Below are 20,901 nucleotides of genomic sequence, written 5' to 3'. Positions count from 1 at the left end.
GGGGACGGAGCGCGAGCACGGCAGCGAGGACATGGCATGGCACAGGCGTACATGACGGAGACGGGGAACGGCGGCTCCGAGCCCGGGCCCTCCGGATCCGGTCTGCGACGCCGATGGGCCGCGCTGCGCCGCAAACTGGAAGAGCTGCGCCGCGACCCCGGCATCTGGAAGCGCGGCATCGTCACCGCCGCCTTCTCCCTGCTGATCTCCGGGATCATGGTCTTCCACGCCGAGCTGCCCAACGACGTGGGCAACCTCGGCAGCCTCACCGAGAGCTTCCTGCCCTGGCTGGGCGTGTTCGTGCCGGTCCTGCTGGCCATCGCGGTGGTCCGCAGGTCCGCCACGGCCCTGATCGCGATACTGCTGACGGCCGCGGTCTGGGTGAACCTGTTCGGCGGCCTGATCAGCGACAAGTCCGGCCCGGGCGGCAACCTGACGGTCGCCACCCACAACGTCGACGCCGACAACGCCGACCCGCGCGGCACCGCCCGGTCGGTCGCCAAGTCCGGGGCCGACATCCTGGCCCTCACCGAGCTCAAGGCCGGCGCCGTCCCCGTCTACGAGGAAGTCCTCGCCGGGACGTACAAGTACCACGCGGTCGAGGGCACGGTCGGTGTGTGGAGCAAGTACCCGCTGACCTCCAGCAAGCCCGTGGACATCCGGCTGGGCTGGACCCGGGCCATGCGCACCACCGCCGCCGGCCCCTTCGGCGAGCTCGGCGTCTACGTCGCCCACCTGCCGTCGGTCCGCGTCAAGCTCAACGCCGGGTTCACCGCCAACCAGCGCGACAACAGCGCCGACGCCCTGGGCGCGGCCCTCGCCGCGGAACCGCTGAAGAACGTCGTCCTGCTCGGTGACCTCAACGGCACGATGAACGACCGCTCCCTCTCCGAGGTCACCTCGCAGATGCGCTCCACCCAGGGCGCGGCCGGCAACGGCTTCGGGTTCAGCTGGCCCGCCCAGTTCCCGATGGCCCGCATCGATCAGATCATGGTCCGCGGGGTGAAGCCGGAGGCCTCCTGGACCCTGCCGCGCACGGGCAGCGACCACCTCCCGGTCGCGGCGCGGCTCACCGTCCGCAAGTAGCGCGGAGCGGAGGTCGGGGAAGGGAAGGGGCCCTGGGAACCGCCGCCCCGGCGGTTCCCAGGGCCCCTTCCCGTTGCCCCCGTCCTACGGGTGCTCGCGCCAGCCGTTCGTGATCGGCAGCCGGCGGTCCTTCCCGAAGCCCTTCGCGGAGATCTTCGTACCCGGCGGGTACTGGCGCCGCTTGTACTCGGCCGCGTCGACCATCCGGATGGTCTTCGCCACCAGCTCCCGGTCGAAGCCGGCCGCCACGATCGCCTCCAGCCCCTGGTCGCGGTCCACGTACAGCTCCAGGATCGCGTCGAGCACCGGGTAGTCCGGCAGCGAGTCCGTGTCCACCTGCCCCGGGCGCAGCTCGGCGCTCGGCGGCTTCACGATCGAGTTCTCCGGGATCGGCGGGGTCTCGCCCCGCTCGGCCGCGGCCCGGTTGCGGTACCGGGCGAGCCGGAAGACGTCCGTCTTGTAGAGGTCCTTGATCGGCCCGTACGCGCCGACGGAGTCCCCGTAGAGGGTGGAGTAGCCCACGGCCAGCTCCGACTTGTTGCCCGGGGCCAGCACGATGTGGCCCTCCTGGTTGGACAGCGCCATCAGCAGCGTGCCGCGCAGCCGGGACTGGAGGTTCTCCTCGGCCAGCCCGGTCAGGCCCAGCGCACCCATGTAGGCGTCGAACATCGGCTCGATCGAGACGGTCCGGAAGTTCAGGCCGGTCCGCTCGGCCAGGGCGGCGGCGTCGCCCCGGGAGTGCTCCGAGGAGTACTTCGAGGGCATCGACACCCCGTACACGTTCTGCGCGCCGATCGCGTCGCAGGCGAGGGCGGCGACGAGGGCCGAGTCGATGCCGCCGGACAGACCGATCAGCACGGAGCGGAAGCCGTTCTTCTTCACGTACGCCCGCAGGCCCACGACCAGCGCGTCGTACACCTCCTCGTCGTCGTCCAGGCGTTCGGCGTAGCCGCCGGTCACGACCGGCTCGTACGGCTCCACCGGCTCCTCGGAGAGGACGACGCGGTCGATGCGCAGGCCGTCGTCCACGACGCCCTCGGGGGCGTCGGGCCGCGCGGCCGGGAGGTCCAGGTCGACCAGGACGCAGCCCTCGGAGAACTGCGGGGCCCGCACGACGACCTCGCCCGAGGCGTCCACGACGATCGAGTCCCCGTCGAAGACCAGCTCGTCCTGGCCGCCGATCATCGCCAGGTAGGCCAGGGTGCAGCCGGCTTCCTGGGCCCGCTTGCGGACCAGTTCCAGGCGGACGTCGTCCTTGTTGCGCTCGTAGGGGGAGGCGTTGACCGAGATCAGCAGCCCGGCCCCGGCGGAGCGGGTGGCGGGGACGCGGCCGCCCTCCTGCCAGAGGTCCTCGCAGATCGCCAGCGCCACGTCGACCCCGCGCACCCGGATCACGGGCTGGGTGTCGCCGGGCACGAAGTAGCGGAACTCGTCGAAGACCCCGTAGTTGGGGAGGTGGTGCTTGGCGAAGCGCAGGACGACCTCGCCGCGGTGCAGCACGGCGGCCGCGTTCTCCGGGGAGCCGGCGGGCCGGCCGAGCCGGTCGGTGGCCCGCTCGGAGCGGTCGAGGTAGCCGACGATCACGGGGAGCTCGCCGAAGCCCTCGTCCGCGAGGCGCCGGGCGAGGCCGGCCAGCGCGGTGCGGGAGGCGTCGACGAAGGACCCGCGCAGGGCGAGGTCCTCGACGGGGTACCCGGTCAGCGTCATTTCGGGGAACGCCACGAGGTGGGCGCCCTGCTCGGCGGAGTGCCGGGTCCAGTGCACGACCGAGTCGGCGTTGGCGGCGATGTCGCCGACGTGCGAGTCGATCTGGTTCAGCGCGAGGCGAAGTTGAGGCACGGGCCCAGTGTAATCGTCTTTCTGACGCGATGTCCTGGGCCCGGGCCGTTTCGCCCCTATCCGACGGGGCCGCTGAACTTCGCCGGGGCCATCAGGATGCCGGGGGAGAACTCCGCGCTGATGCTCTTCGTCCCCTCGGGGACCTCGAAGGCGGCGACGCCGGTCGCGGACTGGCCGGGCTGGATCACGCCCTCGATCCGCTTCGGGGTGTCGCCGTCGAAGACGAGCTTGGCGGAGCCGCCCTTGTCGTCCTTCACGGCGGGCATGGCGTAGATGACGTTGTGGGGCTTGTCGGTGTTGTTGGTGATGGTGAAGGACACCTCCACCGCGTTGCCCACCTCCATCCACGTGGCCTTGCTGTCGTACCTGCGCGGGGGCGCCAGGGTCACCTTGAGGCCGTTGGGGTACGCCACGGTCCGGCCGAAGGGGACCGGAGTGGTGAAGCCGGGGCCCGAGGGGGTCTTGGGGGGCGCCGAGAAGCGCGGGACGGAGGGGGTGGGGAAGGGCTCGTCCTCCCAGTCCTCCGGGTCCTCGCCCCATTCGGGGTCGTGCAGCCGTTGGTGGGAGATGCGGTCGTGGGCCTTGTCGAGGATCAGGGTGGTCAGGAACCAGCCGCCGACGGAGGCGCCGAGGCCGACGACGCCGAGGACGGCGCCGACCACGGACATCGTCCTGCGCCCGGCACCCCTGCGGGCGCGGGCCACGCCGCCGCCGGAGAGCCCGATCCCGATGAGGGCGAGCAGGGCGCCGAGCCAGAAGAGGAACGGGATGATCCCGAGGAGGACGGCGAGCAGCCCGAGCACGAGCCCGGCGACGGCCAGCCCGTTGGTCTGCGGCTGCGGGGCCGGGTAGTACCCGGCCGCCCCCGGCTGCCCGGGGTAGCCGGGGTAGCCGGGATTCCCCGGGTATCCCGGGTACCCGCCCTGCGGGGGCGGCCCCCAGGACCCGCCGGGCGCCCCGGGTGCGCCGTACGCGGGGCCGGCCGGCGGGGCGGCGGGCGCGGCGAAGGGCCCCGGGGCGGCACCAGGCGCGGCGAAGGCCCCCGGGGCGGGCGTCGCCCACGGGTCCTGCCCCGCCGGCGCCGCGACGCCGGGGGCCGGCTGCTGCGGGGCGGCGGGGGGCACCGGGGCGTGCTGCTGCGCGGGCGGGGTGGGCGGGATCCCGGCGCCCTCGGGCAGCCGGGCGGTCTCGCCGACATCGACCGGCGAAGCCTGCGCCTCGGTCGGGGTGGCGGGCTTGTCGAGCGACAGGGGGGCGGTTTCGGCGAGGTCTTCGGGCGGGGCGGGCTGGGTCTCGGTCGGGGTGGCGGGCTTGTCGAGCGACAGGCGGGCGGTTTCGGCGAGGTCTTCGGGCGGGGCGGGCTGGGTCTCGGTCGGGGTGGCGGGCTTGTCGAGCGACAGGCGGGCGGTTTCGGCGAGGTCCTCGGGCAGGGCGGTCTGCGCCTCCGCCGGGGTGGTGGGCTTGTCGAGCGAGAGCCGGGCGGTTTCGGCGAGGTCTTCCGGCGGGGTGGGCTGGCTTTCCGCCGGGGCGGCTGCGGGCTTGTCCAGCGGCAGGCGGGCGGTCTCCGCGGCATCCGCGGCCGGAGCCGACGGGGCCTGCGGCGCGGGCTCCCCTGCCGCGGCGCTGTCGGTGGTGCTCCCGGGGGCCGTCGGGGCCTCCGCGGCCGGGTCCGCCGCAACGGGCTGCGCGGGGTGCGCCGGCGTCGGGGGCGTCGCACCCGAGGGGGCGGCCCCCTCGGGTATCGGCGTTCCCTCAGGTTCGGTCGGCGGGCCGGACGGGCTGTGGGGCGGGGTCGGCGGCGTGCTCATACCTGGCGGCGTCCTTGCGAAGAGCGGCGTACGGAGATGCGGGCAGCCTGTCATGACGGCCCGTCCCCTCCAACCGCATTGGCCTCCCGGCCTCCCCCCGGCGACGGAAATCGGATGGTCTGTCGGATTCTGCGCGGGTCGACGGGGAACGCGGCGGCCCGCGGCCTCGTTCTGCATGGTGAGGGACTGCGCCGGACGGCCCCCGGCGATCCCCGGCAGCGCCGCCGCGCGGGGCGCCGCGCGTCAATGCCCGATCTGCTGAGGATCATTCACCCATGGGTACACCAGCCGCCCCCGCCCCCGACACCGACGTCCACCGCGGCAGCGCCCCCGGTACCGGGTCCGTCGTCGGCCTCATCGGCCTCGGCGCGGCCGCCTACACCGCCTGGGTGCTCGAAGTCGTCCTCTCCACCGGCCTCAACCCCATCGAGACGTACGTCAGCGAGCTCGCCGCCCAGGACCAGCCCCTCGGCGGCCTCTTCCGGGCCACCGACTTCACCGCGGGCCTGCTCGTCCTCCTCGGCGGGCTCCTCGCCCTCGTCCGACTCCTCCGCCCCGCCCAGGACCCCGCGGCCCGCCGCCCCTGGACGGTCGCCGGCTGGGCCGGAGTCACCCTCTTCGGCGCGGCCACCGCCGCCGACGCCTGGCTGCCGCTCAGCTGCCGGCCCACCGCCGACCCCGAGTGCGCCGCCCGCGAGACCGCCGGCCTGGTCCCGGCCACCCACCAGGCCCACGCCATCAGCAGCAGCCTCGCCATGACCGGCGCCCTCGTCGGGACCGTGGCCCTCACCGTCGCCGCCCGCCGCTACGGCCGGCTCGCCCCCCTCGCCCGCTACGGCCCCGCCCTCGTCGTCCTGGAACTGCTCGCCACCGCCTGGACCCTGACCGCCATCTCCCTGTTCACCGCCGGGCACGGCACCTGGGCCCTGGGCGCCGGGCAGCGGCTCCAGGTCCTGCTCGTCGCGCTCTGGCTCGGCCTCCTGGCGTACTCCGTCCACCAGGAGCGCCGCACATGACCCCGCCGCACGTTCCGGGCCGCTTCGTCCGGGTGGACGGAACCGCCCTGCACACCCTCGTCGAGGGCGAGGGCCGTGAGGGCCCGCCCGTCGTGCTCAGCGCCGGGCTCGCCATGGCCTGGTTCGACTGGGACGAGGCCGCCGCGCTGCTCGTGGCCGCCGGACGGACCGTCATCCGCTTCGACCGCCCCGGCCACGGCCTCAGCGCCCCGGCCACCGCCCCGCCGACCGCCGCCGGCGAGGCCCGCCGCATCGCCGGCCTGCTGGACGCGCTCGGCGTCACCGAGCCCGTCACCGTCGTCGGACACTCCCTCGCCGGGTTCCACGCCGAAGCCTTCGCCCGCCTCCACCCCGAGCGCACCGCCGCCCTGGTCCTGGTCGACTCCAGCGTCGAGGAGGCCCCCCGTACGCTCCTGCCGACCGCGCTGCGCACCGGCGCCGCCCGCGCCCTGGGCCGTGCCCTCACCGCCGCCGGGCTCCCCGCGGCACTGGGACCGGCCGCCCGGCGGGCCGCCGTACGGGCCTCCCGTGCGGGGAGCCGGGCCGCCGACCCGGCCGCGCGGGACCTCGTACGCCGCTGCTACCGCACCGGCCGGGTCTGGCAGGGCATCCTCCTGGAGAACTCCCGCTACCCGGACACCGCCGCCGAACTCCTCGCCCTGCGGGCCCGCCACCCCCTGCCGGCCCCCGCCACCGTCCTTGTCGCGCACGGCGGCGGCCACGGCCGGGCCGACCGGCGCTGGCTCGCCCGGCAGGCGGCCCTCGCGGACCGGCTCGGCGCCCGCTTCGAGGTGGCCGAGCCGGCCGGCCACCTGGTCATGCTGGACCGCCCGCACCAGCTGGCACGGGCGGTCCGCCACGCGACGGCCCCGCTCCCGCCGGGCCGCCCCCTCACGACCGCGGCGCGGCCCCCCGCTCCTTGAGCATGTCCGCCATCAGCTTCATCTCCGACTGCTGCGCTTCGACCATCCCCTGGGCCAGCGCCCGTTCCGCCGGGGTCCGGCACTGCTTGGCGCAGCCCTGGGCCATGGCGACGCCGCCCTTGTGGTGCTCGGTCATCAGCTGGAGGTAGAGCACCTCGGCGTCCCGGCCGCTGCTGCCGCGCAGCCGGTCGAGCTCCTCCTTGGTGGCCATCCCGGGCATGAGCGCGCCCGGCTTCGTGGCCTGCCCCCCGTGCCCCGCCGAGTGGTCCATGGACCCCATGGACCCCATCTCCATCCACGACATCGGCGGCTCGTCGGCCACCACCTTCGGCAGCCCCCACAGGTCCAGCCAGCCGAGCAGCATGCCCCGCTGGTTGGCCTGCGTGTTGGCGATGTCGTACGCCAGCCCGCGGACCGGCTCGTCCTGGGTACGGTCGCGCACGATGAAGGACATCTCCACCGCCTGCTGGTGGTGCACCGCCATGTCCCGCGCGAACCCCGCGTCGGGGGAGTACAGGGCCGGCGTGCCCGGGGCGGCGGAGCCGCCCGCGTCCCCGGAGCCCGAGCCGTCCGCCGTGGCGAAGGTGGCCCCCGCCGCGAACAGCGCGGCCAGCACCACCGCCGCGCCCGCCGCCCAGTACGTACGGTTCGTACGGCTGCGGGTCACTTCTCGCCCAGCCCGTTGGTGCAGGCCGCGCCCGGCTCGGGGGTCTGCGGGCCCTGCACGTACTTGGTGAAGAACTGCGCCACCCGGGGGTCGTCCGCCTTGTCCACGGTCAGCTGCTTGCCCCAGGCGCTGAGCATGATCGTGCCCGCCTGCTCCTTGTCGGGGCTCATCAGGGTGTAGGGGGTCTTGCCGACCTTCCCGGCCAGCGCGTCGACGTCCGCCTTGGCGGCCTTCTCGTTGTACGTGACCCAGACCGCGCCGTGCTCCAGCGAGTGCACGGCGTTCACCTCGGGGATCGGGTTCTTGTAGACGTCGCCGTCGCAGTTCATCCAGCGGGGGTTGTGGTCGCCGCCGACCGGCGGGTTCATCTCGTACTTGACCGGGGTCTCGACGTGGTTGCGGCCGAGCTTCTTCGCGTCCCAGGTCTTCTCGCCGTCGACCGGCGCCTTGCGGGCCGCGACCGCGTCCTTGTCCTTCTGCTTCTGCTCGATGATCACCCACGAGCCGAAGCCGATGAGGCCGGCGACGACCGCCGTGGAGATGCTGATCGCGATGATCTTGTTGCGCCGGTCGCGCGCCTTCTCGGCGCGGCGCATCTCGGCTATGCGGTTCTGGCGGGAGTTATTGTCGGACGTCCTGCTGGCCATGTGCCCTGGTTCCTTCTGCTGAGGGGGGTGTGGGGGTGGTGCCGGTGGTCTCGTGTACGGCGCCGCAACCGTCAGGTCCGCAGCACTTGCAGGGCGTACAGGTCGGGGGCGCGCGCGAGGGTCCCCGGCGGCCGTACCGGGCCCGTGGCCGCCGCGAGGGCGCGGGGCGCCGGGCCGGGCCGCGCCGCGGGGAGGGCGGGCGGCGGGGCCGGCAGCACGGCGGGGGTCACGTGGGAGAGGGGGGAGCAGCCGGGCGGCTCGTAGGGGGACACGCAGGCGGCCCGCTCCCCGGAGGGGCCGTGCGCGCCGTGTGCGACGTACACCCGTACGGGCCCTTCCGGGCCCGCGGCGCCCCGCGCGGCAGCCCCGCCCCGCACGCACAGGAACCCCATCCCGGCCGCCACGCCCAGGGCGAGCAGCAGCAGGAGGGCGCGGCGACGGGCGGGACGCCCGTGACGCCCGCTCCGCGTGTGCTCCCAGCCCCCCATGGCCGCAGATGGTAATGCTCATGACGGGCCCGAGGTCAGAGCGGGGGTGTCATCGGCCTTGGGGGGTGCGTAATGTGGCGGAAACCACCACTAGGGATACTGGACGGGCCCCGGCTGTGCCGCCGGTCCTCCGGGTCGGTGGTGCACAGATCGTCTGAACTGCGAGGATGAAGGCATGGACAAGCAGCAGGAATTCGTCCTCCGGACGCTCGAGGAGCGCGACATCCGCTTCGTGCGCCTGTGGTTCACCGACGTGCTGGGCTTCCTGAAGTCCGTCGCGGTCGCCCCCGCCGAGCTGGAGCAGGCCTTCGACGAGGGCATCGGCTTCGACGGCTCCGCGATCGAGGGCTTCGCCCGCGTCTACGAGTCCGACATGATCGCCAAGCCGGACCCGGGCACGTTCCAGATACTGCCGTGGCGCGCCGAGGCCCCCGGGACCGCCCGGATGTTCTGCGACATCCTGATGCCGGACGGTTCCCCGTCCTTCGCGGACCCGCGCTACGTCCTCAAGCGCATCCTCGCCAAGACCTCCGACCTGGGCTTCACCTTCTACACCCACCCGGAGATCGAGTTCTTCCTGCTGAAGGACAAGCCGCTGGACGGCACCCGCCCGGTCCCGGCGGACAATTCCGGCTATTTCGACCATACCCCGCAGAACGTCGGCATGGACTTCCGCCGCCAGGCGATCACCATGCTCGAATCGATGGGCATCTCGGTCGAGTTCAGCCACCACGAGGGCGCCCCGGGCCAGCAGGAGATCGACCTCCGCTACGCCGACGCCCTCTCCACGGCCGACAACATCATGACGTTCCGCCTGGTCATGAAGCAGGTCGCCCTCGAACAGGGCGTCCAGGCGACGTTCATGCCGAAGCCCTTCTCGGAGTACCCCGGCTCCGGCATGCACACCCACCTCTCCCTCTTCGAGGGCGACCGCAACGCCTTCTACGAGTCGGGCGCCGAGTACCAGCTCTCGAAGGTCGGCCGCTCCTTCATCGCGGGCCTCCTGCGCCACGCCGCGGAGACGGCGGCGGTCACCAACCAGTGGGTCAACTCCTACAAGCGCATCTGGGGCGGCTCCTCCCGCACCGCCGGCTCGGGCGGCGAGGCCCCCTCGTACATCTGCTGGGGCCACAACAACCGCTCGGCCCTGATCCGCGTCCCGATGTACAAGCCGGGCAAGACCGGTTCCTCCCGGGTCGAGGTCCGCTCGATCGACTCGGGCGCCAACCCCTACCTCACGTACGCCGTCCTCCTGGCGGCGGGCCTCAAGGGCATCGAGGAGGGCTACGAACTCCCGGCGGGCGCCGACGACGACGTCTGGGCCCTCTCCGACGCGGAACGCCGCGCGATGGGCATCGAACCCCTCCCGCAGAACCTCGGCGAGGCCATCTCCCTGATGGAACGCAGCGAACTGGTCGCCGAAACCCTCGGCGAACACGTCTTCGACTTCTTCCTCCGCAACAAGAAGCAGGAGTGGGAGGAGTACCGCTCGGAGGTCACGGCCTTCGAACTCCGCAAGAACCTCCCAGTGCTGTAACCGCAGTTCAGCGCCGGTACTCCGGCATCACGGACCCCCGGGCCGACGGCACTCAGCCGCCGGCCCGGAGTCGTGTTGCCCCTCCTGGGCCGTCCGTGGGCCGTCAGCCGCCGGACCGGCGGCCCGGTAGATCTCATCGCCCTCGCCCGCAGCCGCCTGGACCCGAGCGAGCTCCTCGCCTGGCGCACGGCCGCCCCCGCGGAACTCCGCGACCTGGTCAAACCCTCACTCCGCCGCAGCATCAAGGCCGCTCATACCACCCGCACCACGCACACGGGCCCCTGGAACTCCACGCGGGCCGCCCCGTCGACGGGTGGAGGCCCGCCGTCACGCCGTTCCGCCGGGCGTATCGCGCCGCTCCCCAGCGGTCGAAGGCCGCGCGCGCTTCGCGCAGCATCCCCTCGTCACTGGAGCAGGCGAGCGCGAGCGCGGCTTCGTAGGGCAGCCGCCTCCTCCAGCGCGCGGCCCACTCACCCGGCGTGCCCGCAGGCGGCCGCGGGCCCTGGGCCGACGCTTCCCCCGCTGCGGCACATCTGCCTCGAGTGCCAACGCCGGTGAGGTCCTGGGTCATTCGCCGAGGCTGACGGGGCTTCGACTGCTGGGCGCATGCGTTGCGCCGGAACGGCGAAAGAAATTCGATGTGTCCCTGTCAAAAACATTGAAAAGAGCATGTGACATGTGCCATTTTACAGCGCGGCCCGTCCGAGGGCCCCCACTGCTCCCCGTCCCCAGGAGTGAATCTTGCGCGCCATGGCCGTCGCCACCGCCCTGTTCATAGCCGCCGTCGCAGCCTCTCCCGCCCAGGCCTCCCAGGCCTCAAAGGCCGAACCCAAGCCGGACCACGTCTTCGCGGACCCGGGCCAGCGCCCCGCCCACGGCAATGCCAAAGGCGCTCCCGGCTCGACTGGGACCACCGGCGGCAAGCTGGAATCGCGCATCCTGCCGATCGTCCACAACTGCAGCCCCACGCTGCGGATCCGCGCCCAGGAGATGACCGCCGATCAACTGACGACGACCTGCACGAGCCTGGCCAACCAGGACGCCTATTTCCACGGAGTGGTCAACGACTCGGGGCCGGTCGCGAACGACTACAACACCACCCTGGAGGTCGATGTCTTCAACTCGAGCGCCGACTACAAGGCCTACGCGGGGAGGATCTACGGCATTGACACCAACAACGGCGGGATGTACCTGGAGGGAGACCCCTCCCAGACGGGCAACCAGCCGCGGTTCGTGTGTTACGAGCGCACGGATGTGAGCCCCGGCTGGCAGATCTGGAACCTCAACCACGAGTACACGCACTACCTCGACGGCCGCTTCGACCTGTACGGCGACTTCAGCGCCAGCCAGACCACCCCCACCGTGTGGTGGGGTGAGGGCATCGCGGAGTACATCTCGTATTCCTACCGCGGCACCACCTACGCCAGCGCGGTGGCCGAGGCCGGTAAGCACACGTACTCCCTGCGCACGCTGTTCGACACCACCTACGCCAACAGCGACGTCAACCGCACCTACAACTGGGGCTATCTGGCCGCCCGTTACATGATCGAGAGGCACCCGGCCGATGTCGCCACGGTGCTCGGCCACTACCGCGCCGGAGACTGGACCGCCGCACGTTCCTTCCTCACCTCGCTGGACTACGAGAGCGACTGGAACGTCTGGCTGACGGCCGTGGCGGCGGGCACCTGACCCGAGCGCCCGTCTAGGAGCACCTGACAGGTCGAGCTGAGAATGGTCGGGTCCGGCTGGCGGGTTGAGGCGGATATGACCCTGCGCAACAAGAAGCAGGAGTGGGAGGAATACCGCTCGGAGGTCACCGCCTTCGAACTCCGCAAGAACCTGCCGGTCCTGTAGGGCCGGAACGGCGTGAGTGGCCCCGTCCCGGGGAGTCCGGGCGGGGCCGCTGTCGTTGGGGGGATCAGGTGGCCGGGGCTGGTGCGACGGCCGGGTGCCAGGTGGGGGTGGTGGGGTGGGGGGTGGCGGTGTGGAGGTGGGCGTCCAGGCCCAGGGCGGCTGTGGTGGGGGTGCCCGTGGCGTCGAGGGCCGCTGAGGGGGCGCCCGTGAAGAGCATGCGGGACTCCGTCCAGGCAGGGGGGCCGCCCAGGGTGGTCGTGGAGACCGTGCCCGTTTCGGCGCGGCCCGTCAGGAGGCGGCCCGCCGCGGCGACCGCGCCGTAGCCCGCGCGGCCGCCGGATTCCGAGACGCTGGAGACCTGCGGGGCGCCCGGGCCGGCGGTGACCAGGGCGCTGCGGACCACGCCCGAGTCGGGGCGGCGGAAGTAGAGGCGCACGCCCGCGCCCTCGCGGGCCGCCGTGAGGGGAACCGTGGTGGCGGGGAGGCCGGTGGGGTAGGGGCCGGCGAGCGGGGCATCGGGGGCGGGCTGGGCCCAGGCCAGGACGGACTTGGTGGTGGTGGCGTAGACGTGGCGGCGGCCCGCGGAGTCCACGAGGGCCACCGGGTCGCTCTGGAGGTCTTCGCCGCCCAGTTTCTGCCAGTCGGTGAAGGCCCCCGAGGGCTGCTGGACGCGGGCCCGCAGGGTGCGCCCGGTGTCGCGCACGTAGACGGTCAGGCGGCCCGCCCGGTCGACGGCGGCGGCCGGGGCGCTGATGGCGGAGGTGCCGGGTTCGTCGCCCGGTTCGGGGGTGCCGAGGGACTGCCAGGGGCCGAACGGGCCGTCGGGGGTGCTCTGGACGGCGTACACCACCTCGCGCCGGTAGTCGGCGGCCCTGGTGCCGATGACCGTGCGGGTGGCCAGGACCGCGACGCGGCCGTCGGGGAGGCGGGCGGTGGTGGCTCCGGAGTCGATGCCGGGGCCGGGGAGCAGGGCGGGGCCGCTCCAGGTGCCGGAGCGGTCGCGGTTCCAGACGGCCATCCGGCCGTCGAGGGCGGCGAAGGCCCAGAGCCGGCCCGGGGTGCCCTCCGTGAGCCAGGAGGAGTTGTCGGCGCGGGCGTAGCGCAGGGACTGGGCCCAGTTGCGGCCGGTGGGGCTGCCGGCCACCTTGCGGTCGCCGCAGCCGTCGGGGGAGCCGCAGTAGTCGGCGTGGTCCTGCCAGGCGTACGTCCTGAGGAAGCCGGTCTTCGTCTCGGCGGTCTGCGGGTCCAGGGCGTGGGGGAGGCTGCCGTTGTGGTAGCCGAGGTAGTTCTGCACCGAGAACCGCGGCCGGTCGGCGACCCGTTCGGCGTACGCGGCGGTGGCGGCCTGCACGAAGCGGGCGCCGTACATGTGGTCCTGGTGGTCGGTGTACTTGCCGGTGTCCGGGTAGCGGTTCGGGGTCGGGTCCTGCATCCGTATCGTCGTCGGGCGGTAGCGCTCCAGGATGCCGGATATGGACTGGACGAGCTGGTCCTTGGTGTACGAGAACGGCTGCTTGACCGGGGTGCCGGTGGTGAGCTGGGAGCCCAGCGCCGGTATCTCGCCGTTCCACAGGCCGCGCAGGCTGTCGGGGTTCTCGGCGGCCGGGTTGCGGGCCTCGCGCAGCTGGAGCCAGACCAGGTTGACCTGGGGCCGGGCGACGAGGACGTCGAGCTCGGCCTGGCCGCCGCCGGCGGTGGGTATGACGGTCCGCTTCCAGGCGCTGGTGCGGTCTCCGGTGGCCATCTGGGCGTAGGCGGAGCGTATGCCGTTCTGCCGGGCCTCCGCGTAGCGGGCGCGGTCGGCGGGCTGCTTCGGGTCCTTGGCCTGGCCGCCGTTGGCCTCGTTGCGGCCGTCGGCCTCGCCGGAGGTGAGGTAGGCGGTGGTGACGGTGAGCCCGGCGAGCAGGGAGCGGCTGAGGTCGGGGTTCATGAAGAACAGGTCGTCGTCGGGGTGCGCGACGATCTGGACGACGGTGCCGGACGTGGTGCTGGCGGGGAGGAGCGCGGCGGGGTCCTTCCCCTGGGTGGCCTCGGCCGCCGTCTGCTGGCCGGAGGCTACGGAGAGCACGCCGGAGGCGCCCAGGGTGAGCATGGGCACGACGGCCGCGAGGAGGAAGCGGCGGCGGGATACGGGCATGGGTCACGCCTCGATGTCGTTCCGGACGGGAAGAACCGCTGTGCAGTCACTGAGAGGCGAAAACGGGGAAGTTGGTTCACGGACCGGTTCATCGATTTCGCCGGTGACGCGTGTTCTCCGAAGACGGCCGGGTGTGATGATGCACCGCCCGCGGCCCCGGGGCGGACCCGTGCCCGGATCGTGGACGCCGTCCGGTCCTGCCGCGGGCAAGTGGGCGCCCGGGGTGGGGGTTTGGGGGTGATCCGGCACGGATGGTGTCTGTCCAGCCGGTGTGCGGTGTATGCCCCGGGGTGGGGGTGATCCGGGACGGGACGGCGTTACGGGGTGGTGTTGCGCGGGCCCACCGGCTGCCAGGGGGCGAGGTAGGCGTCGGGTTCGTCCGCCGACGAGGTGACGTACAGCCGTGCGTCGAGGCCCACCACCGCCAGGCTGACCAGGTTCTTGCCGGTCATCGTGCTGGACGGGGCGCCCTCGAACATCAGCGGTGAGCGCTCCCAGGGCCGGCCCTCGCCGACGTCCGCGCCGAGCAGCCCGCCCGCCGAGCGGCCGGCGAGGAGGTGTCCGCTGGCCGTCACCGAGCCGAAGCCCTGGAGCCCGCCGAGGTCGGTGAGGCCGGTCGCCTTCAGGCCTTCCGCGTCCGTCATCAGGGCGGTGCGGACGTTGCCGGAGCCGGGCTTGCGGAACCAGATCCGCACGCCGCCCTCGCGGCCCTCGGCGGTGAGGGGCAGGGTGGTCTCGGGGAGCCCGGTGGGGGTGGCGGGGCCGAGGGGGGCGCCGGGGCCGGGCTGGAGCCAGCCGGTCACCGACTTGGTGGTGGCGGCGAAGACCATCCGCCGCCCGGCGCCGTCGGTTCCGGTGACCGGGGTGCCGTGCAGGTCGGAGCCGCCGTGGGCCTCCCACGGGCCCCACGCGCCGTCCGGGCGCTGGACGCGGCCGCGCAGGGTGGAGGCGCCGTCGCGGACGTAGACGGCGAGGGCGCCGGTGCCGTCGACGGACACGGCGGGCGCGCTGATGTCGGAGGTCCAGTCGGCGTCGGAGGCCTCGGGGGTGCCGAGGGACTGCCAGGGGCCGAACTCCTCCGATCCGGGGGCCTGCTGGACGGCGTAGACGACCTCGCGCCGGTAGTCGGCGGGCTTGTCGCCGAAGGAGGTGCGGGTGCCGAAGGCGGCTATCCGGCCGTCCTTCAGGGTGACGGTGGATATGCCCTGGTCCATCCCGGTTCCGGGGAGGAGCCGGGGGCCGCTCCAGCGGCCTATGAGCCCGCTGCGGTGCCACACGGCGACCTGGCCGTCGAGGACCTTGAAGGCCCACAGGCCGTGCTCGGCATCCGAGGTCAGCCAGTTGGTGCCGGTGCCGCGGGCGTAGTTGATGGACTGGGCCCAGCCGTTGCCGGAGGGGTGCTCGGCGACCTTGAGGTCCCCGCAGCCGGCCTCGCTGCCGCAGTGGTTCTGCCGGTCCAGCCAGGCGTAGGTGTCCAGGATGTCCAGCTTCTCCTTGGCCTCGCCGGGGTCGAGGGCGCGGGGCAGGGAGCCGTTGAAGTAGCCGACGTAGTTCTGGACGGCGAAGTGCGGCCGTTCCTTGAACCCCTCCGCGTACAGGGCGGTGGCCAGCTGCACGAACCGGGCGCCGTAGAAGTGGTCCTGGTGGTCGGTGTACCGCTTGGCGGCGTCGTGGAAGCGGCCGGGGGTGGGGTCCTGGGTGCGGATGGTGGTGGGCCGGTACCGCTCAAGGATGCCCACGATCGTCTGGACGACCTGGTCCTTGGTGTACGTGAACCCGTGCCGGACGGGGCTGCCGGAAGCGAGCACCGACTCCAGGCGGGGCACCTTGCCGTCCCACAGGCCGTGGAGGCTGTCGGGCACGTCCTGGTAGACGTTGCCCGCCTCGCGCAGCTGCAGCCAGACGAGGTTGATCTGGGGCCGGGCGACGAGGACGTCGATCTCGGCGTGGCCGCCGCCCTTGGTCGGGACGACGCTGCGCTTCCAGGCGCTGCTGCGGTCGCCGGTGGCCATCTTGGCGTAGGCGGCGCGGATGCCGTTCTGCCGGGCCTCGGCGTAGGCCGGCTTGTTGGCGGGGGTGGAGGCCTCCTTGCCGGCGCCGGCGTTGACGCCGTCGGCCTCGCCGGAGGTGAGGTAGACGGTGGTCACCGGGTGGCCGGCGGTTATGGAGTACCCCAGGTCGGGGTTCATGAAGTACAGGTCGTCGTCGGGGTGGGCGACGATCTGGAGCACCCGGCCGGGGTCCGGGGCGTCCGGGACGGCGGCGGCCGGGGGCCTGGAACCGGGGCCGGCGGGCGCGTCGAGGCCGGTGAGGGCCTCGTTGCCGCGCAGGATGAGCATGCCGCCGGCGGCGGTGGCGGCGAGGAGGGCGATGGTCTGGACGACCGCGCGTGCGCGGGGGTGCCCGACGTGGTGGTGTCCGTGCCGGGTGACCGCGTCGCGCTGGTGGGGGATGGCCGCGTCACGGCCGGGCCGCGTGGCCGCGCCGGGGTCGGGCTGGACAGCCGCGTGACGGTCGGGGCCTGCGGCCGCCCCGCGGCCGGGGCGGGCGGACGCGTCACCGTCGGGCCGTACGGTCGCGGGGGCCTCGGGGGCCGCCCCAGGCGCGCTCGGGGCGGGCTGGGGAGCGGGCGCGGCGGCAGGGCGCGAGGACGGGGGTCCGTGGGACATGGGGCTCCTCGCGGCCGGTCGGGCGGGGACCGGGCCCCTGACGCACAGATCTGGAGAGCTAAAAGTAAGCAGATATTCCGATAATCCGCCTCATGATATCGGCCACGACACCCGGTGAGTCGAACGCCTGCTCCGGCTAGGCTCGCTCCCGGACAGGACCAGACCACGACCGGCGACGGACAGACCGGACCAGGCGACCGACACACACCGGACCGGCGACGGACACACCGGACCACCGGAAGCGACAGACTCGGGAGGCGGCGGGATGACAGTCCCGGGGCGCAGGAGCAGTACCTTCATCCGGCTGCTGCGGAGCGGATTCACCGACCCCACCGCCGCGTCCCGGCTCCTCGACGCCGACGCGCTGGCCGCCGTGCGCGCCGACCCGGTGCTCCTCGACGCCCTCGGCGCCACCGCCGACCCCGACCTCGCGCTCCTCGGCCTCGTCCGCCTCGCCGAAGCCCAGACCCCCGATGACCTGCGCCTCCTCCTCGACACCCTGGTGGCCGCCAAACCCCTGCGCGACCGCCTCCTCGGCGTACTCGGGGCCTCCGAAGCCCTCGCCGACCACCTCGCCCGCCACCCCCGCGACTGGCAGGCCCTCGTCACCTACGAAGCCGCCGACCTGCACCCGGGCCTCCCCGAGTTCGAACAGGGCCTCGCCGACGCCCACGACCCCGTCGCCCTGCGCGTCGCCTACCGCCGCTGCCTGCTCTCCATCGCCGCCCGCGACGTCTGCGCGACCATAGACGTGGCCCAGACCGCCGCCGAACTCGCCGACCTGGCCACCGCCACCCTCCGCGCCGCCCTGCGCATCGCCTCCGCCGCCGCCCCCCAGGACGCCGAGGCCTGCCGCCTCGCCGTCATCGCCATGGGCAAGTGCGGCGGCAACGAGCTCAACTACGTCTCCGACGTCGACGTGATCTTCGTCGGCGAGGCGGTGCCCGGCACCGACGAGGGCAAGGGCATCCAGGCCGCCACCCGCCTCGCCTCCCACCTCATGCGGATCTGCTCCGAGACCACCGTCGAGGGCACCATCTGGCCCGTCGACGCCAACCTCCGCCCCGAGGGCCGCAACGGCCCCCTCGTCCGCACCCTCGCCTCCCACCTGGCCTACTACCAGCGCTGGGCCAAGACCTGGGAGTTCCAGGCCCTCCTCAAGGCCCGCGCCGTCGCCGGCGACCCCGAACTCGGCGCCCAGTACATCGACGCCATAACGCCCCTGGTCTGGCAGGCCGCCGAACGCGAGAACTTCGTCGCCGACGTCCAGAAGATGCGCCGCCGCGTCGTCGACAACATCCCCGCCTCCCAGATCGACCGCGAACTCAAACTCGGCCCCGGAGGCCTGCGCGACGTCGAGTTCGCCGTCCAGCTCCTCCAGCTCGTCCACGGCCGCAGCGACACCACCCTGCGCTCCGGCACCACCCTCGACGCCCTCCACGCCCTCGCCGCCGGAGGCTACGTCGGCCGCGCCGACGCCGCCCAGCTCCACGACGCGTACCGCTTCCTGCGCACCATGGAACACCGCATCCAGCTGTACCGGCTCCGCCGCACCCACCTCGTCCCCGAGGACGAGGCAGACCTGCGCCGCCTCGGCCGATCCATGGGCCTGCGCACCGAACCCGTCGCCGAACTCAACAAGGCCTGGCGCCGGCACGCCTCCGTCGTCCGCCGCCTCCACGAGAAGCTCTTCTACCGGCCCCTCCTCGACGCCGTCGCCCAGCTCGCCCCCGGCGAGACCCGGCTCTCCCCGGCCGCCGCCGGCCAGCGCCTCGAAGCCCTCGGCTACGCCGACCCGGCCTCCGCCCTGCGCCACCTCGAAGCCCTCGCCTCCGGCGTCAGCCGCAAGGCCGCCATCCAGCGTACCCTGCTGCCCGTCCTCCTCGGCTGGTTCGCCGACTCCGCAGACCCGGACGCCGGACTCCTGGGCTTCCGCAAGGTCTCCGACGCCCTCGGCAAGACCCCCTGGTACCTGCGCCTGCTCCGCGACGAGGGAGCCGCCGCCGAGAACCTGGCCCGCGTCCTGTCCGCCGGCCGCCTCGCCCCCGACCTCCTCATGCGCGCCCCCGAGGCCGTCGCCCTCCTCGGCGACCCCGAAGGCCTCCAGCCCCGTACGCCCGAGGCCCTCGAACAGGAGGTCCTCGCCGCCGTCGGGCGCGCCGACAGCGGGGAAGCCGCCGTCGCCGCCGCCCGCGGGGTCCGCCGCCGCGAGCTCTTCCGCACCGCCGCCGCCGACATCATCGCCTCCTACGGCACCGAGGAGAACCCCGCCGAGAAGGACTGCGGCGCCCTCGTCGACCGGGTCGGCGACGCCGTCTCCGAACTCACCGCCGCCACCATCGCCGGAGCCCTGCGGGCCGCCGTCCGCGACCACTGGGGCGAGACCCTTCCCACCCGCTTCGCCGTCATCGGCGTCGGCCGCTTCGGGGGACACGAGCTCGGCTACGGCTCCGACGCCGACGTCCTCTTCGTCCACGACCCCCGCGAGGGCGTCGACGAGCAGGAGGCCGCCAAGGCCGCCCAGACCGTCATCGCCGAAATGCGCAGGCTCCTCCAGCTGCCCACCGCCGATCCGCCGCTCCTCATCGACGCCGACCTGCGCCCCGAGGGCCGCTCCGGCCCCCTCGTGCGCACCCTGGCCTCCTACGCCGCCTACTACCGGCGCTGGTCCCTGACCTGGGAGAGCCAGGCCCTGCTGCGCGCCGAGCCCGTCGCGGGCGACGCCGATCTGGGACGCACCTTCATCGACCTCATCGACCCGCTGCGCTACCCCGCCGAAGGCCTCGGCGAGGACGCCGTACGCGAGATCCGGCGCCTGAAGGCACGCATGGAGGCCGAACGCCTCCCGCGCGGCGCCGACCCCACCCTCCACACCAAACTCGGCCGCGGCGGCCTCAGCGACGTGGAGTGGACCGTCCAGCTCCTCCAGATGCGGCACGCCTGGGCCGAACCCGGCCTGCGCACCACCCGCACCCGCCGGGCCCTGGCCGCCGCCCACGCGGCCGGCCTGATCCCGACCGAGGAGGCCCAGATCCTCGACGAGGCCTGGGTGCTGGCGACCCGGGTCCGCAACGCCGTCATGCTGGTCCGCGGCCGCGCCGGCGACACCTTCCCCGCGGACGCCCGGGAACTGGCGGCCGTGGGCCGCTACCTCGGCTACCCGGAGGGCAGGGTCGGCGAAATGCTGGACGACTACCGCCGCACCACCCGCCGCGCCCGCGCGGTCGTGGACGACCTCTTCTACGGGGCGTAGCCCGCGGCCGAACCGCTTCCGGTCAGCGGCGGAAGCGGTTCACCAGGGCCGCCGTCGCCGGGTGCGGGGAGGTTTCCAGGGGGCTGCGGGGCAGGCGGTGCGGGAGGGAGCCGTACCAGGTGCGGGAGACCGTGTAGCCGAAGGCCAGGCAGAGCATGCCGCCCAGGGCGTCGAGCCAGAAGTGGTTCGCCGTGGAGACGATGACGACCAGGGTCGCCGCCGGGTAGAGGAGGCCCAGGATCCGGGCCCAGGGGGCCGAGGCGACCGCGAAGATCGTCAGGCCGCACCAGAGCGACCACCCTATGTGCATGGACGGCATCGCCGCGTACTGGTTCGACATGTGCTTGAGGTTGCCCGAGGCCATCGAGCCCCAGGTGTGGTGCACCAGCACGGTGTCGACGAAGTGCCCCCCGTTCATCAGCCGGGGCGGTGCGAGCGGGAAGAAGAAGTAGCCGAGCAGCGCCACGCCCGTCGTCGCGAAGAGGACGAGGCGGGTGGCCGCGTAACGGCCCGGATGGAAGCGGTAGATCCACACCAGCACGCCGATGGTCACGATGAAGTGCAGCGTGGCGTAGTAGTAGTTCATGCCCACCACCAGCCACGTCACCGAGTCCACGGCGTGGTTGACGTGGTGCTCCACCGCGATGCCGAGGCTGCGCTCGACGCTCCAGATCCAGTCGGCGTTCGCGAGCGCGGCGGCCTTCTGCTCCGGGACCGCGTTGCGGATCAGCGAGTACGTCCAGTAGCTGACCGCGATCAGCAGGACCTCGAACCAGATCCGCGGCCGGCGCGGAGCGCGGAGCCGGGTCAGGAGGGCGGCGTCCGTTCCCGGGCGGCCCTCGCTCCCGGTCGCGGGGGGAGACGAGACGTCCGTGCTGGGGGTGCCCCCGGCGGCGGCCGGGGGAGTTTCCAGTGTCTTCACGCTCGCTTCACCCATGGGGAGAGAGTCTGCCAGATGCGTCCTCGCCTCCGATCAT

13 protein-coding genes and 2 pseudogenes are annotated in these 20,901 nt (G+C 73.4%); 7 read left to right on the top strand and 8 right to left on the bottom strand.

Annotation, left to right across the window (positions count from 1 at the left end):
* The first annotated feature begins 36 nt into the window (after positions 1-36).
* Positions 37-1,086 (top strand): endonuclease/exonuclease/phosphatase family protein, encoded by a 1,050-nt coding sequence (locus tag B4U46_RS10935; protein ID WP_079426437.1) that lies wholly within the window; start codon positions 37-39, stop codon positions 1,084-1,086.
* 84 nt (positions 1,087-1,170) lie between these two features.
* On the opposite strand, the gene B4U46_RS10930 is transcribed toward B4U46_RS10935, so the two are convergent.
* Positions 1,171-2,925, bottom strand: a complete 1,755-nt coding sequence (locus B4U46_RS10930; protein WP_079426435.1) for an NAD+ synthase — start codon at positions 2,923-2,925, stop codon at positions 1,171-1,173.
* A 56-nt stretch (positions 2,926-2,981) separates the two neighbouring features.
* Positions 2,982-4,733: a DUF4352 domain-containing protein gene (locus tag B4U46_RS39870; RefSeq protein WP_079426433.1), complete on the bottom strand. Its 1,752-nt coding sequence runs from the start codon at positions 4,731-4,733 to the stop codon at positions 2,982-2,984.
* Positions 4,734-5,008: 275 nt separating this feature from the next.
* Between B4U46_RS39870 and B4U46_RS10920 the strand changes: the two genes are divergently transcribed.
* Both B4U46_RS10920 and B4U46_RS10915 read left to right on the top strand, forming a co-directional pair.
* A complete protein-coding gene (locus B4U46_RS10920) occupies positions 5,009-5,749 on the top strand; it encodes a DUF998 domain-containing protein (protein ID WP_237292799.1) in 741 nt (246 codons plus the stop codon).
* A complete protein-coding gene (locus B4U46_RS10915) occupies positions 5,746-6,672 on the top strand; it encodes an alpha/beta fold hydrolase (RefSeq protein WP_079426431.1) in 927 nt (308 codons plus the stop codon). The genes B4U46_RS10920 and B4U46_RS10915 overlap by 4 nt, the downstream gene beginning before the upstream one ends.
* Here B4U46_RS10915 and B4U46_RS10910 read toward each other — a convergent pair.
* The 3 genes from B4U46_RS10910 to B4U46_RS36430 all read right to left on the bottom strand — a co-directional run bounded on the left by B4U46_RS10910 (position 6,641) and on the right by B4U46_RS36430 (position 8,474).
* Complete coding sequence (locus B4U46_RS10910; RefSeq protein ID WP_079426429.1) at positions 6,641-7,339, bottom strand: DUF305 domain-containing protein; 699 nt, start codon at positions 7,337-7,339, stop codon at positions 6,641-6,643. The genes B4U46_RS10915 and B4U46_RS10910 overlap by 32 nt on opposite strands.
* On the bottom strand, positions 7,336-7,986 hold the full coding sequence (locus B4U46_RS10905; RefSeq protein WP_079426428.1) for a DUF3105 domain-containing protein: 651 nt from the start codon (positions 7,984-7,986) through the stop codon (positions 7,336-7,338). The genes B4U46_RS10910 and B4U46_RS10905 overlap by 4 nt, the downstream gene beginning before the upstream one ends.
* Positions 7,987-8,057: 71 nt before the next feature.
* Entirely contained in the window at positions 8,058-8,474 is a 417-nt protein-coding gene (locus B4U46_RS36430; protein WP_107438250.1) for a hypothetical protein, read from the bottom strand.
* A gap of 175 nt (positions 8,475-8,649) precedes the next feature.
* Between B4U46_RS36430 and B4U46_RS10895 the strand changes: the two genes are divergently transcribed.
* From B4U46_RS10895 to B4U46_RS10885, 3 genes and pseudogenes are all read left to right on the top strand, one after another.
* Positions 8,650-10,011 carry a glutamine synthetase family protein gene (locus B4U46_RS10895; protein WP_007263785.1) on the top strand — a complete coding sequence of 454 codons (1,362 nt, stop codon included), beginning with the start codon at positions 8,650-8,652 and terminating at the stop codon, positions 10,009-10,011.
* 921 nt (positions 10,012-10,932) lie between these two features.
* Positions 10,933-11,694 (top strand): annotated as a pseudogene (locus B4U46_RS10890) (collagenase); the annotation flags it as partial.
* A gap of 78 nt (positions 11,695-11,772) precedes the next feature.
* A pseudogene (locus tag B4U46_RS10885) lies at positions 11,773-11,865 on the top strand (glutamine synthetase); the annotation flags it as partial.
* Positions 11,866-11,929: 64 nt separating this feature from the next.
* Here B4U46_RS10885 and B4U46_RS39800 read toward each other — a convergent pair.
* Together B4U46_RS39800 and B4U46_RS10875 are read right to left on the bottom strand one after the other, a co-directional pair.
* The gene (locus tag B4U46_RS39800; RefSeq protein ID WP_079426425.1) at positions 11,930-14,002 is read right to left on the bottom strand and encodes a PIG-L family deacetylase; all 2,073 of its coding nucleotides are present in this window, start codon (positions 14,000-14,002) and stop codon (positions 11,930-11,932) included.
* Between the two features lie 317 nt (positions 14,003-14,319).
* A complete protein-coding gene (locus tag B4U46_RS10875) occupies positions 14,320-16,671 on the bottom strand; it encodes a PIG-L family deacetylase (protein WP_107438249.1) in 2,352 nt (783 codons plus the stop codon).
* 265 nt (positions 16,672-16,936) lie between these two features.
* Between B4U46_RS10875 and B4U46_RS10870 the strand changes: the two genes are divergently transcribed.
* Positions 16,937-19,924 carry a bifunctional [glutamine synthetase] adenylyltransferase/[glutamine synthetase]-adenylyl-L-tyrosine phosphorylase gene (locus B4U46_RS10870; RefSeq protein WP_079426424.1) on the top strand — a complete coding sequence of 996 codons (2,988 nt, stop codon included), beginning with the start codon at positions 16,937-16,939 and terminating at the stop codon, positions 19,922-19,924.
* A 22-nt stretch (positions 19,925-19,946) separates the two neighbouring features.
* Here the strand turns inward: B4U46_RS10870 and B4U46_RS10865 are convergent, their stop codons facing one another.
* A complete protein-coding gene (locus B4U46_RS10865; RefSeq protein WP_079426422.1) occupies positions 19,947-20,861 on the bottom strand; it encodes a phosphatase PAP2 family protein in 915 nt (304 codons plus the stop codon).
* Positions 20,862-20,901 lie beyond the last annotated feature (40 nt).

Origin of the sequence: Streptomyces katrae (assembly GCF_002028425.1) — a bacterium.
In the GTDB taxonomy this organism is placed as follows: Bacteria; Actinomycetota; Actinomycetes; order Streptomycetales; family Streptomycetaceae; genus Streptomyces; species Streptomyces katrae_A.
Note: the sequence above shows the minus strand (reverse complement) of the source record. Positions and strands in the feature narration are given on the sequence as shown.